Below are 12,791 nucleotides of genomic sequence, written 5' to 3' on the forward strand. Positions count from 1 at the left end.
GTTGGTCTTATTTGTCTTATCACATCAAACTTCTACAGAAAGTCTGAATGAATATAAAAAAAGACAGTTACTCTTTTTCAGAGTAACTGTCCTTTTTATATACTTTCTTCCATAGCTTGGCGATACTCCATATAATTACGATTATAATGGAAGCGATAATTGACCAAGCGATAGATGCAATTTCAAGTGCCATGTTAGGAAGGAACGTAAGAATGGATAGTACCTTATGAAACAACCATTCTATTATATGAAAACTTACTTGCAATAGAATGATGATCCCGAGTGTGATCCATGTTAAGATTTGTTTTCCTTTTTCTTTCCGCATGACATTCACCTCACGTTAGCTTAATAGTTTTAAGCCAACAGCGCCGCATAGAATGCAGCTTAAGAAGGCAAGGCGGCGCCAATCCGCTGATTCGCGGAAAATAAGAATACCTAGAAGTGCACTTCCTGCAGTGCCGATTCCAGTCCAAATCGCGTAAGCAGTTCCCATTGGTAATGTGTCCATCGCAAGGGATAAGAAGAAGAAGCTTACGCCGAAGTTAGCGATTAAAATAACTTTTGGTGCCCAGCCTTTCTTTTCAGTGGCTACTTTCATAAAGAGTACACCAATAATTTCACAAATACCAGCTAGAATTAAAAATACCCAAGCCATTTTATGCAGCCTCCTTCGCTTCTTTTTCTTCTGTTACTCGTTTTAAACCAATTACGCCGAAGAAGATTAAACCGATTAATAATATTTTTACAATAGAGAATGGCTCTCCGAAAACGAAAATCTCTGTAAGAACGATTCCGCCAGCTCCAATTCCAGTAAAGACGGCGTACACAGTACCAACAGGTAAATCTTTATAAGCTCTAAATAATAAGACGAAACTTATTGCAATTAATAGAGCGACACCTATCCATTCAAGTGGTGTCTCTGCGTGTTTTAATCCAATTACCCAAAAGATTTCAATAATACCAGCTAAGATTACATAAATCCATGCCATATGTCATTTCTCCTTCCTACCAGTCGTTAGGTAAAGGGCTTAAAAACGACGCATTGCAAAGGAGCAATCCGTCAGTTTGAAAGGCCTCGCCAAAATACTTGCCAAGAGGCGTTTAAACGAGTCTCAAAGCGATTTAAACCTGCGAATAGTAGTTCAACCATAAGTCCGTCCAGTAAGCATAGAAAAGCTTCTAGAGCGTCTTTCACTTCAATGTTATGCAGTTCACTTTGCTCGTTTGCCTGTTTAAATATAGGGAATAAAAGTTTTCCGACGTTTTCGATGTGTGTATTCGCTTTATCGATAATTTGTTCGCGAAATGCATCAGGCGGAAAATAAGAAGTTCGTAACCAAAACATTGATTCTTCACTTTCACCAAATCGTTTTGCGTAGCCTTTTAATAATTTTAAGAGCAATTCTTCAGTGGACGAATTTGAAAAGTTTTCGATATCGTCTGTGAAGCTCTGTAAATCTTTCTGAAGAGCAGCCTCTAAACATATAAAGTACAGTTCTTCTTTTCCTTTAAAGTGTGCGTAAATCGATGGTTTTTTAATCCCGACTTCTTGAGCAATATTTGCTAATGAAGTTCCTTCGTAGCCGTAGCGTGCGAAATGAGAAAGTGCTACAGCTTTAATGCGGTTTGCTGTCATTTTCATCCCCTACCTACCGTTCGTTAGGTTCATTATATGAGATAAAAAATACAAAGTCAATAGGTGAAGAGCTGAAAAAGAGCGCTATAGTTAACGCTCCTGTTCAGACTGTTTTCCGTTCGATTAAATGGAATGGAAGTTCTTCTGAGTTCCCGGTTATTTGTTCGTCTTGCATCTGTTTATGGAATAAGGTAAAAGCACGCGATCCCATTGTAAGACCAGGGTGTTCAATAGTCGAAATTTCTAAAGCCTTTGAAATTTCATGGTTATCGAATCCTAAAATAGCGAGATCTTCGGGGACGCGAATACCATGTTTTCTAGCCTCGGTTAATAAACCGGTCGCAACTTGATCATTTGCGGTGAAAATAGCGGTTGGACGGTCTTTCATATTTAAAATACGATGGAGTACTTGTGCGCCGTCTTGCATTGTATAGCATTGATGAAAAATCCAATCAGGGTGTACTGTGATACCTTCGTTACGAAGTGTATCAGCAAACGCCTTTTCACGCTCCATAGAATTTACACTTGTTTTTCTTGCTAAACAGATCCCAATTTTTTTATGGCCCTTGCTTAGTAAATATGTAGTGCCGAGACGGAAGCCTTCATAATGATCTACATAGACAGATGAAATGAGGGGATGGTTCATTTTTTCACATGAAATAATAGGGGCAAATTTTGCGAAAGGTTCAATTTGTTCCCAAGAACTCGTTCGAGAGCAAATAATCATCCCATCGAATTGTTTCATTTTCATCATTTCAAGAACACGAATTTCTTCAATGCTATCGTAATTTGTTTGACATAAATTAATGTGGTATCCAGCTGCTAACGCTTCGTTTCCGATTCCTTCAATAATGGTACTGAAGTAAGGAACATTAATGAAAGGGAGCATAACCCCGATTGTATATGTTTTCCCTTTTATTAAATGGATAGCATTTATATTTTTTGCATAGTTTAATTCTTCAACAGCATCTAAAACACGTTTCCGCTTTTCTTCTTTTACGTAAGGGTGATTATTAAGGACGCGAGAAACGGTTGATATAGATACACCAGCAGTTTTTGCAATTTGTTTTATATTGGCCATATGTATCACCTCTGTCCTTTATTATAAGGGGAAAATAATAAGAAAGAAAAAATCTTGACCTGAAAAGCTTTTCACAATCTATGTTATAAATAAGGCTTCTTTTTATTCGCGTAACCATTTCATTTGGGCGTTAGAATAGAGAGGTCTTTTTGTTTTGTTTAAAAACAGTTTTGTCAAAATGTGTGAGAATAACGAGGAAATTTTTCAAAGGTGGAGTGTGACATTCAGGCGAATATGAACAACATATAAACGCTTCGTTCGTTAAGAGAGCGGTATGAAAGGGCGGAAACAAATTGAAAAAAAGCATCATTTGTTTCGTGTTTTCTAGTGTATTACTTAGCTCATGTTCATTTCAGCAAACGATGCAAGAAGAAAAAAACTTTGTGGGAACAACAGGCGGGGCTATGGATCGGGTTACGGATCCTATTCCGCTAAAGGAGCTCCCAAAATATTTTCCAGTGAAGTTTAAAGTTCCGACGTTTTTACCGTACGATATTACGAGTGATGTGAAGGGGGAAGTAAGGACGATTGGAAAAAAGAACGTTGTCTTAACGATTAAATATAAGCAGCAGGAGCAAGGTAGGCATCAGTATATTGAGTTAAATATTGCGAATTTCTCTTATAGTTTTCCATATTTTGTGGAAGAGAAGCAATTTCAAGAGCAAATGAAATTGAATAATGGCGCATCCGCTTATTTTAAAAATAAGGATGACTTTGAACGAGGAGACGAGTTTGCTACGCTTATATGGAAAGAGAAGGGAAATGAATATCAGCTACTGTATCGTAATGTAGAAGAGAATGATACAGATGTAATTAAGCAAAATTTATTATACATTGCGAACAAAATGGAATGAAAAAACTAGCTGTATTATGCAGCTAGTTTTTGTATGTTATTTCTTTTTTATTTTGCCTGTCCAAGATTTAAATCCACCTTTTAATTGGTAGAAATCTTTGTAGCCTTGCTTTTTTAAGTATTGAGCTGCACGACCTGTACGGAATCCGCTTTGGCAGTATAAGTAAACAGGTTGATCTTGACGCAGTTCTTTATGACGAAGGCGAATTTGTGATAACGGGATGTTACGTGCACCTAAAATGTGCCCTGCGTTATATTCGTCTGCTTCGCGAATATCGATAAGCTGTGCTTTACGGTAGCCAGCGCGAAATTCTTCTTCTGTAAGAGTTTTAATTAATTTTTTCTGATAGAAATACATCCATACAGTGTAGCCGATGAATGCTGCAATTGCGGCTAGTATAATAATCAAGTTTGTTGACACGATTCTATCGCTCCCTTTTTTCTTATCCTACTTTCAATATTATAATGCCCATATGTATTTATGCAACAGATTCATTTGTATATACGAAGAAATTTCGTATTCTTTCACAAATTTTGTCGAATTTGGTAGACTAGAGAATGTGAAAAATAATTGGTTATATGAGGTGCAGGATGGGAAAAGAAAAATGGTGTTATATTAACTCTGGTCAATGTTCACCGGCATTTAATATGGCGTTAGATGAATGTTTATTAAATTGGCAAAGTGAAAAGAAAATGCCACCAACAATTCGTTTTTATGAATGGGAAGTACCAACATTAACAGTTGGGTATTTCCAGCGTGTTGAAAAAGATATCAATATGGATGTAGTTAACGAAAAGAAATATGGATTCGTTCGTCGTCAAACAGGCGGCAGGGGTGTACTACATGACAAAGAATTAACGTACAGTGTTATTGTGTCTGAAGATCATCCGAATATGCCAAAGACAGTTACAGAGGCGTACCGCGTTATTTCGCAAGGCTTATTAGATGGTTTTAAGGCATTAGGATTAGAAGCGTATTATGCGGTTCCAAAAACAGAAGCGGATCGTGAAAATTTGAAAAATCCACGTTCAGGCGTATGCTTTGATGCACCATCTTGGTATGAAATTGTAGTGGAAGGAAGAAAAATCGCAGGTAGTGCTCAAACACGTCAAAAAGGTGTTATTTTACAGCATGGATCGATTCCGTTAGAAATAGATTTAGACGAATTATACGACCTATTTTTATTCCCAAACGAACGTGTAAAAGAGCGCATGAAAAACATGTTTTCTTCTAAAGCGGTAGCGATTAATGAATTAACAGACCGTACATTTACGATTGAACAGTTAATTAAAGCGTTTGAAGTTGGATTTGAAAAAGGGTTAGATATAGAGCTTGTTCCGTATGAATTAACGGAAGAACAGTTACATGAAGTTCAAACGGTAGCGAAAGAAAAGTATGAAAGTGATGAATGGAATTATAAAAAATAAGAGATGGCAATTGCCACCTCTTATTTTTTTATAGTAAATTAAGTACTTTTTCTACTTTGATTCCTTTATCTTGTAAAGAACGAAGGCGGTTTACAACGTCCATAATTTCTTTGTCGAATGTAACGCTAATACCTTGGCTTTGTAGCTCTTCTTTTAATCCTTCAATAGAATCATCTATGTCGATGCCAAGCTCGTAATCTTGACAAACTTCAATTGTCTTTTTCACAAGTTTAACATAATTTTCTTGTAGTTTTGTATTTGTTTCAGTCAAAGCAGGTTGCTTCGGTTTTGCAGGAGTAACCGGTGTTGTCTCTTGCTTTGTAACTGGAGTAGGTACTGTTTTTTTCACAGGTGCTGGAGTAGATATTTCTACAGCTGCTTCTACACTTACTGGCTTCGGTGTTTGTACCGGAGTAGGCTTAGGCGCTACAGGTGTTTCTACACGCGTAACAGGCTTTGGAGCAGGTGTAACTGCTTTTGGAGCTTCTACAACTACTTCTTTTTTCGGAGTAGCTTCTACAACTGTTTCTTCTTGCTCAGCAGCTTCTTTATTTTCTTTGCTCCACATAACGCGTTCAATTTCTAGAGAAACATTGTTTTTGTTCATCGCTGTTAATGTAACTTTACCAACCTCAGCGTTTCCAGTGAAATCAACAATTTTATAAATAACACTCTTGTTCCAATCCACGTTTCCGCTCAAAAATAATTCTTCGTTACATTTCGGCGTTAAGCCCTCGATTTTAATTTCTGCGTTTACACCGTTTTCACTATATACCATAATTAGCGAAGCATTTACATCTTCGTCTGCTAACATTAGTTCACGTACCATTTTGCCGGTGCGTACTTGCGTTTTCTTCTTAACTGACATCAAATTTCTCCTCTCAAAAATTCAGTAATATAAAAAAATCGTATAACGAAAAATAATTGCTCACGAAGATTTATGATACCGATAATAAAAGCATCACGTCAACAATTAACTTTAATTATTTTGCATTTTTCTTATTTTCTTTATGAAATTTTTCAATTTGTAAAATTAGACAGAAGAAAAACAGCCTTTTGAAGGGCTGTTAAAACGTGGAAAACTTTAGTGAGTGTTAATTTTTTAACGCTTCTCATACTAACGAGAGGAGGGAAGCGTATGAAACCATTTATGCCAAAACTCGTTTACTTTGAACCGAAGGCGCTTGAATATCCGCTTGGAAAAGAGCTGTATGAGAAGTTTACGAAGATGGGATTAGAAATTCGTGAAACGACATCCCATAATCAAATTAGAAATTTACCAGGTGAAAATGATCTGCAAAAGTATCGAAATGCAAAAGCAACGCTTGTCGTTGGGGTGAGGAAGACATTAAAGTTTGATACGTCAAAACCGTCAGCTGAATATGCAATTCCGCTTGCAACAGGATGTATGGGACATTGTCATTATTGTTATTTGCAAACGACACTTGGGAGTAAGCCTTACGTTCGCGTGTATGTTAATCTTGATGAGATATTTGAGAAGGCAAAGCAATATATGGATGAAAGAGCACCTGAAATAACAAGGTTTGAAGCTGCTTGTACATCAGATATCGTTGGAATTGATCATTTAACACATGCATTAAAGCGGGCGATCGAATTCATTGGAGAAAGTGAGCATGGGCGTTTACGTTTCGTTACGAAATATTCGCATGTTAATCATTTGTTAGATGCAAAACATAATGGGAAAACCCGTTTTCGATTTAGTATTAATTCACGGTATGTGATTAAAAATTTTGAGCCAGGGACATCACCGTTTGAAGAAAGAATTGAAGCTGCTCGTAAAGTAGCAGGCGCGGGTTATCCACTTGGCTTTATAGTTGCGCCACTTTATATGCATGAAGGATGGGAAGAAGGATATCGTGAACTATTTGAGCGGCTGTACAATGCACTAAAAGATTTGTCGATACCGAATTTAACATTTGAATTAATTCAACATCGCTTTACAAAACCAGCAAAAAAGGTCATCCAAGAGCGTTATCCAAATACGAAGCTTGAAATGGATGAAGAAAAGCGCAAATATAAATGGGGACGATATGGCATTGGAAAATATGTATACAAAAAAGATGATGCGGCAGTATTGGAAGAAACAATTCGAGGATATATTCAACACTTTTTTTCTAATGCAGAAATTCAATATTTTACATGAAAGGAACTTGTATTTGAATGCGGGTTCTTTTCTCTTTTGTAGATTTGGGCTCGTTTTCACCTTGTCACGTTATTCTTTCTGGTGTATCATTTTATTGATTGCTTCGTACGGAATAAGCAAAATGAAATTGGATGGAGGAAACCGATGCCTACCCCTAGTATGGAAGATTATATTGAACAAATTTATTTGTTGATTGATGAAAAGGGTTATGCCCGCGTATCTGATATTGCTGAAGCGCTTAGTGTACATCCATCCTCTGTAACAAAAATGGTGCAAAAATTAGACAAAGATGAATATCTAATTTATGAAAAATATAGAGGGCTTGTATTAACATCAAAAGGTAAAAAGATCGGAGAACGTCTCGTATATCGTCATGACTTGCTAGAGCAATTTATGCGTATTATCGGTGTGGATGAAAGTAAGATTTACAATGATGTAGAAGGAATTGAACATCATTTAAGTTGGGAAGCAATTGACCGCATTGGTGATTTAGTACAATACTTTGAACAAGATGAAGTTCGAGTAGACACACTTCGTGGTGTTCAAAAGGCAAATGAAGAGAAAAGTAATTAAGGGGAACGTATGGCGTTTCCTTTTTTATTTCTATCGAAAAGGACGGGAGAATGATGAAAGCAATTATTTTTGATTTTGATGGATTAATTGTGGACACAGAAACAATATGGTTTCACTCTTTCAGAGACGCTGTTCGTGAGTACGGTGGAGAGTTACCTTTAGATGAATTTGCAAAATGTATTGGAACGACAGATGATGTACTTTATGCATATTTAAAAGAGCAGTTAAAAGAGAAGTTTAATAAGCGAGCATTAAAAGAAAAAGTGACTACTTTACATAAAGAGAAAATGAAAATACCAAAAGCGCGCGATGGGGTAAAAGAATATTTAGAAGAAGCGAAGGAAATGGGATTGAAAATCGCATTAGCTTCTAGTTCGTCTAGAGAATGGGTTATGCGTTTTTTAGAAGAGCTACAGATTCGAGGTTATTTTGAAGTAATTAAAACGAGAGAAGATGTTGAGAAGGTAAAACCAGATCCAGCGCTTTATCGAATTGCGATAGAAGATTTAGGCATTGAACCGTCTGAAGCTGCTGTATTTGAAGATTCGTTAAATGGATTGAAAGCAGCGATTGCAGCAGGGTTAAAATGCGTCGTTGTGCCTAATGATGTGACAAGAAATTTACAATTTGAAAACCATCACCTTCGTATCGAAAGTATGAAAGAAAAAAGTTTGAAAGAAGTACTTCAACATATAAAGTGAAAATTTGATTAGTCTGGGTTTTTCTCAGCCATATTAAAAAACAAAAAGAAAGACCGTATTTCCTAAAAGGAAGCACGGTCTTTCTTTTTGTTTTTCTTACCTTCAATGACAGTTAAATGAGATTGTTTTCTTTTTCGTTTTAAAGTGGAAGAATTCCCTTTTTTACTCTTGTCATTAGAAGCATTTGACTTAAAGAAAGAATTGCTTAGGGGTGCTACATTTTGTTTCCCATGTTTGCGGTTCGATTGTTTTGCAGCGCGCTTATATGAGCTTTGCGAATTTGCAGAACCACTGGAATTTGTAAACATCTTGTATAGCAAGTAAAAGATACCGACAACAAGTAACATGTACCCGATATTTCTTAATACACCCATTGGATTTGTAATTACAGATGAAACAAGGCCGAATATTGCTAATCCGATAATAAGCACAAATATAGCGAAAGTAAACGAACGACCATTCATAAGGAACACCTCCTAAAAACATATATTAAAATTAGTATATTAACGATGAGGAGAGGAGTTGAACACCATTTTAAAATAATTATTGCTTGTTTTCTAAACGTAATAATTCTTCAAAAGATGCAATGGCTACTTCCACTTGATCATCTGTCGGTTCTTTCGTTGTTAATAGTTGCAGCCATAATCCAGGATATCCAAGTACGCGTAATACAGGAATATCTCGTAATCGATTCGTAAATTGCAATACTTCAAACGAAATACCAAGTACGACTGGAATTAATAAAATTCGGTTGATAACTCGTGCCCAAAGTGGATCTGTAGGAACGAGGAAATAAACAAACATTCCAATAATGACTGTAAATATAATAAAGCTACTACCACAGCGATAATGGAGGCGAGTTTGTTTTTGAACATTTTCTACAGTCAGTGAAAGATTATTTTCATAAGCATTGATTACTTTATGCTCTGCACCATGGTACTGAAATACCCGCTTAATAAGAGGAGTTAAAGAAATAAAGTATATATAGCTCAATAATAGCATGAGCTTAATGACACTTTCGACAATGATTTGCCCTGTATGAGATGGGAAAACCGGTCTCGTTAATTCAGCTAATAGTGCAGGAACTGCTGTGAAAATGACTTTACCGAATATGAACGATAAAACGCCAACTGCTGCAACTCCTAATACCATCGTTAATTTTGATTGATCTTCTTTTTTATTCTCAAGTTCTTCATCTTCTTCTGGGTGGACATCAAATCGTTCTGAAGCAAAGTTTAAATGTTTTGCTCCATTCGCGCTTGCATCCACAATAGCGGCAATTCCTCGTAAAATGGGAATCTTCTTTAGGATAGATAATGCTTTATTACGAACGCGTGGTAATCGATAAAATTCAATCGATTTATCTTTACGACGAACCGCTGTAACAGTATATTCTCTACCGCCAAACATAACTCCTTCTATGACTGCTTGCCCGCCATATATTTGCTTTGACTCTTCTGCCATGTTAACACCAACCTGTATTTGTTTCTCTCTTATGTAGAAAAAGAGGCAATTGTCATACTGGGTTCTGTCATCTTGAAATAAGACAATCACCGAGTTTCCTTTATTTTATCGACAAATACAAGTGGATGACAAGAAAAAATGTTACGAGAGTCGGACATTTCTTATTCTTTTTATAGACAAATTTCGCAGTATTTAAACATGCTTCAAAATAGTTTCGGGCATACTATTGAGCGGAGGTGTCAATGTGAATCAAGAACAATTAGGATCAAGGAATTTTGTACAAATTGGTTTGTTTGGTGGAATCTTTTGGGGAGGGATATGGTATTTCCTTCATATATTTTCATTCACGGAAGCGGGACCGAATTATTTCCTTTTACCATTTGCATTTGGAAGTTGGAAAGAAGGGGTATGGGGCAATGTGTCAGGGATTGTTTGTATGGGACTTCTTTCGATTTTAATTGCCTTTTTGTATAAAGCATTTTTTGCAAAGTTTGAAGGGGTTGTTTCAGGGGTGATTTATGGTCTGTTTTGGTGGGCATTACTATTTTTCGGGATGGGGTTAATAGCGCCTACTATTAAAAGTGCGTTCAATTTGCCGAAAGAAACGATTGTGACGACAATATGTATTTTTATATTGTATGGTGTGTTTATTGCATATTCCGTTTCGTACGCAGTGAATAGTAATAAAGCTGAGCAAGAAGGGGACGAGAAGACAAACTATTCAAATAAGTAATTCGTGTGGTAAAATGTCGTATAGACATTCTTTAATATTAAGGAGTTTTAAGAAAATGAAAAAGTTACTCCTCGTAAACGGTCCGAACCTAAATCGCCTTGGTGTCAGAGAGGTAAATGTATACGGAAAAGGAACGTTAGCGACGCTTGAAACAGATATGAAACAAGAAGCAGAGAAAATGGGAGTGGAGTTAGAATGTTTCCAATCGAATCATGAAGGTGCGATCATCGATCGTATTCATGAGGCTGAAGATATATACGAAGGGATCATTTTAAATCCTGGAGCATTTACGCATTATAGCTATGCGATTCGGGATGCAATTGCGAGCGTTTCGATTCCTGTTATTGAAGTACATATTTCTAACATTCACCAGCGTGAGTCGTTCCGTCATGAATCTGTAACAGCGGCTGTTTGTGCGGGACAAATTGTTGGATTTGGTTTTTATGGCTATAAGCTAGCGTTATTTGCATTAATGGAGAAATTGAGGGAGGCATAAAGTAATGGAGAAGATCGAGAGATTAAGAAGTGCGTTTGATGAGGCTGGTATTGACGGTATTTTGTTAACAAATGAACATAGTCGTAGATATATGGCTAACTTCACAGGAACAGCTGGTGTTGTACTAATTTCAAAAGAGCGTGCGCTATTTATTACTGATTTCCGTTATGTAGAGCAAGCTAGTAAGCAAGCGGTTGGATATGAAATCGTGCAGCATACAGGATTAATTCTTGATGAAGTGGCGAAACAAGTAAAAGAACTTGGAATTCAAAAGTTAGGATTTGAGCAAGATACTCTTACATATAGCTCTTACGTAACACATAATGAAGCGATTGAAGCTGAATTTATCCCAACTTCTGGGCTTGTAGAAAAGTTACGCTTGATAAAGACTGATTCAGAGATTAAGATATTAAAGGAAGCTGCACAGATTGCAGATGCTGCCTTTGAGCATATTCTATCATTCATTCGCCCGGGAGTATCTGAAATTGAAGTGTCAAATGAACTTGAATTTTTCATGAGAAAACAAGGAGCAACATCTTCTTCGTTTGATATTATCGTTGCTTCAGGTCTTCGTTCGGCATTACCGCACGGCGTGGCATCTGAAAAAGTGATAGAAACAGGAGATTTCGTTACATTAGACTTCGGCGCTTATTACAAAGGATATTGCTCTGATATTACTCGTACGATTGCAGTCGGTGAACCATCTGATAAATTAAAAGAAATTTATAATATCGTTTTAGAAGCACAACTACGTGGTGTGAATGGTATTAAAGCTGGTTTAACAGGCCGCGAGGCTGATGCATTAACGCGTGATTACATAACGGAAAAAGGATACGGTGAATACTTCGGGCACTCTACTGGTCATGGAATCGGTCTTGAAATCCATGAAGCACCAGGTTTAGCGTTCCGTTCTGATACAGTACTTGAACCAGGTATGGCTGTAACAGTAGAACCAGGTATTTATATTCCGGGTATTGGCGGCGTACGTATTGAAGATGATATTATTGTAACAAGTGAAGGTAATGAAGTAATTACGAAATCACCAAAAGAACTTATTATTTTGTAATACACAGGAGGATTTTTTTACATGATTTCAGTAAACGATTTTCGTACAGGTTTAACAATTTCAGTGGATAATGCCCTTTGGCAAGTACTTGATTTCCAACACGTAAAGCCAGGTAAAGGTGCTGCTTTCGTTCGTTCAAAACTACGTAACATTCGCACAGGATCTGTTCAAGAGAAAACATTCCGTGCAGGTGAGAAAGTAGAAAAAGCACATATCGAAAACCGTCGTATGCAATACTTATACGCGAGCGGTGAGGCTCACGTATTTATGGATAACGGAACTTATGAGCAAATCGAACTTGGTGAAAACCAAATCGAGCGCGAGCTTAAATTCCTAAAAGAAAACATGGAAGTAGCAATTATGACATACCAAGGCGAAGTACTTGGTGTTGAACTTCCGAACACAGTTGAATTAAAAGTGTCAGAAACAGAGCCTGGTATTAAAGGTGACACAGCTTCTAACGTAACAAAACCAGCTACATTAGAAACTGGTCTTGTTGTACAAGTACCAATCTTCATTAACGAAGGCGAAATGCTTATCATCAACACTGGTGAAGGTAAATACGTATCTCGTGCATAGTAGAAAAGCACTCGTGA

Annotated in this window: 18 protein-coding genes; 9 read left to right on the plus strand and 9 right to left on the minus strand. The window is 36.9% G+C overall.

Annotated features, from left to right (window positions below):
- Positions 1–67: 67 nt before the first annotated feature.
- The 5 genes from COC96_RS16775 to COC96_RS16795 all read right to left on the minus strand — a co-directional run bounded on the left by COC96_RS16775 (position 68) and on the right by COC96_RS16795 (position 2,717).
- Positions 68–325 (minus strand): DUF3975 family protein, encoded by a 258-nt coding sequence (locus COC96_RS16775; protein ID WP_098268085.1) that lies wholly within the window; start codon positions 323–325, stop codon positions 68–70.
- Between the two features lie 15 nt (positions 326–340).
- Positions 341–655, minus strand: coding sequence for a DMT family transporter (locus COC96_RS16780; RefSeq protein WP_000312621.1), 315 nt, complete (start codon positions 653–655; stop codon positions 341–343).
- A gap of 1 nt (position 656) precedes the next feature.
- The gene (locus COC96_RS16785) at positions 657–989 is read right to left on the minus strand and encodes a DMT family transporter (RefSeq protein ID WP_098268084.1); all 333 of its coding nucleotides are present in this window, start codon (positions 987–989) and stop codon (positions 657–659) included.
- A 71-nt stretch (positions 990–1,060) separates the two neighbouring features.
- Complete coding sequence (locus tag COC96_RS16790; protein WP_141535936.1) at positions 1,061–1,642, minus strand: TetR/AcrR family transcriptional regulator; 582 nt, start codon at positions 1,640–1,642, stop codon at positions 1,061–1,063.
- 97 nt (positions 1,643–1,739) lie between these two features.
- Entirely contained in the window at positions 1,740–2,717 is a 978-nt protein-coding gene (locus tag COC96_RS16795; protein ID WP_098268082.1) for a LacI family DNA-binding transcriptional regulator, read from the minus strand.
- Positions 2,718–3,034: 317 nt separating this feature from the next.
- Here COC96_RS16795 and COC96_RS16800 point away from each other — a divergent pair, with 317 nt between their 5' ends.
- Positions 3,035–3,571, plus strand: coding sequence for a DNA polymerase III subunit delta (locus COC96_RS16800; protein ID WP_141535939.1), 537 nt, complete (start codon positions 3,035–3,037; stop codon positions 3,569–3,571).
- A 36-nt stretch (positions 3,572–3,607) separates the two neighbouring features.
- Here the strand turns inward: COC96_RS16800 and COC96_RS16805 are convergent, their stop codons facing one another.
- Positions 3,608–3,991 (minus strand): rhodanese-like domain-containing protein, encoded by a 384-nt coding sequence (locus tag COC96_RS16805; protein ID WP_097902645.1) that lies wholly within the window; start codon positions 3,989–3,991, stop codon positions 3,608–3,610.
- A 170-nt stretch (positions 3,992–4,161) separates the two neighbouring features.
- Here COC96_RS16805 and COC96_RS16810 point away from each other — a divergent pair, with 170 nt between their 5' ends.
- Positions 4,162–4,998: a lipoate--protein ligase family protein gene (locus COC96_RS16810; RefSeq protein WP_098268080.1), complete on the plus strand. Its 837-nt coding sequence runs from the start codon at positions 4,162–4,164 to the stop codon at positions 4,996–4,998.
- A 28-nt stretch (positions 4,999–5,026) separates the two neighbouring features.
- Here the strand turns inward: COC96_RS16810 and COC96_RS16815 are convergent, their stop codons facing one another.
- Positions 5,027–5,866 carry a hypothetical protein gene (locus tag COC96_RS16815; protein ID WP_098268079.1) on the minus strand — a complete coding sequence of 280 codons (840 nt, stop codon included), beginning with the start codon at positions 5,864–5,866 and terminating at the stop codon, positions 5,027–5,029.
- A gap of 270 nt (positions 5,867–6,136) precedes the next feature.
- Between COC96_RS16815 and splB the strand changes: the two genes are divergently transcribed.
- From splB to COC96_RS16830, 3 genes are all read left to right on the plus strand, one after another.
- Positions 6,137–7,162: a spore photoproduct lyase gene (splB, locus tag COC96_RS16820; protein WP_098769077.1), complete on the plus strand. Its 1,026-nt coding sequence runs from the start codon at positions 6,137–6,139 to the stop codon at positions 7,160–7,162.
- 144 nt (positions 7,163–7,306) lie between these two features.
- Complete coding sequence (gene mntR, locus COC96_RS16825) at positions 7,307–7,735, plus strand: transcriptional regulator MntR (protein ID WP_088230954.1); 429 nt, start codon at positions 7,307–7,309, stop codon at positions 7,733–7,735.
- A 53-nt stretch (positions 7,736–7,788) separates the two neighbouring features.
- Entirely contained in the window at positions 7,789–8,436 is a 648-nt protein-coding gene (locus tag COC96_RS16830) for an HAD family hydrolase (protein WP_141535935.1), read from the plus strand.
- A 62-nt stretch (positions 8,437–8,498) separates the two neighbouring features.
- Here the strand turns inward: COC96_RS16830 and COC96_RS16835 are convergent, their stop codons facing one another.
- Together COC96_RS16835 and COC96_RS16840 are read right to left on the minus strand one after the other, a co-directional pair.
- On the minus strand, positions 8,499–8,900 hold the full coding sequence (locus COC96_RS16835) for an SA1362 family protein (RefSeq protein WP_098268076.1): 402 nt from the start codon (positions 8,898–8,900) through the stop codon (positions 8,499–8,501).
- 79 nt (positions 8,901–8,979) lie between these two features.
- Complete coding sequence (locus COC96_RS16840) at positions 8,980–9,900, minus strand: DUF1385 domain-containing protein (RefSeq protein ID WP_098268075.1); 921 nt, start codon at positions 9,898–9,900, stop codon at positions 8,980–8,982.
- A 244-nt stretch (positions 9,901–10,144) separates the two neighbouring features.
- On the opposite strand from COC96_RS16840, the gene COC96_RS16845 reads away from it, so the two are divergent.
- The 4 genes from COC96_RS16845 to efp are packed head-to-tail and all read left to right on the plus strand — an operon-like array spanning position 10,145 to position 12,774.
- Positions 10,145–10,633: a YqhR family membrane protein gene (locus tag COC96_RS16845; protein ID WP_141535934.1), complete on the plus strand. Its 489-nt coding sequence runs from the start codon at positions 10,145–10,147 to the stop codon at positions 10,631–10,633.
- A 55-nt stretch (positions 10,634–10,688) separates the two neighbouring features.
- Positions 10,689–11,129, plus strand: a complete 441-nt coding sequence (aroQ, locus tag COC96_RS16850; RefSeq protein ID WP_098268073.1) for a type II 3-dehydroquinate dehydratase — start codon at positions 10,689–10,691, stop codon at positions 11,127–11,129.
- Positions 11,130–11,133: 4 nt separating this feature from the next.
- Positions 11,134–12,195, plus strand: a complete 1,062-nt coding sequence (gene pepQ / locus COC96_RS16855; RefSeq protein WP_098268072.1) for a Xaa-Pro dipeptidase — start codon at positions 11,134–11,136, stop codon at positions 12,193–12,195.
- A gap of 21 nt (positions 12,196–12,216) precedes the next feature.
- A complete protein-coding gene (efp, locus tag COC96_RS16860) occupies positions 12,217–12,774 on the plus strand; it encodes an elongation factor P (RefSeq protein WP_016080316.1) in 558 nt (185 codons plus the stop codon).
- The last annotated feature ends 17 nt before the right edge of the window (positions 12,775–12,791 follow it).

The sequence above is a fragment of the Bacillus cereus genome (genome assembly GCF_002577405.1).
Classification (GTDB): domain Bacteria; phylum Bacillota; class Bacilli; order Bacillales; family Bacillaceae_G; genus Bacillus_A; species Bacillus_A cereus_AU.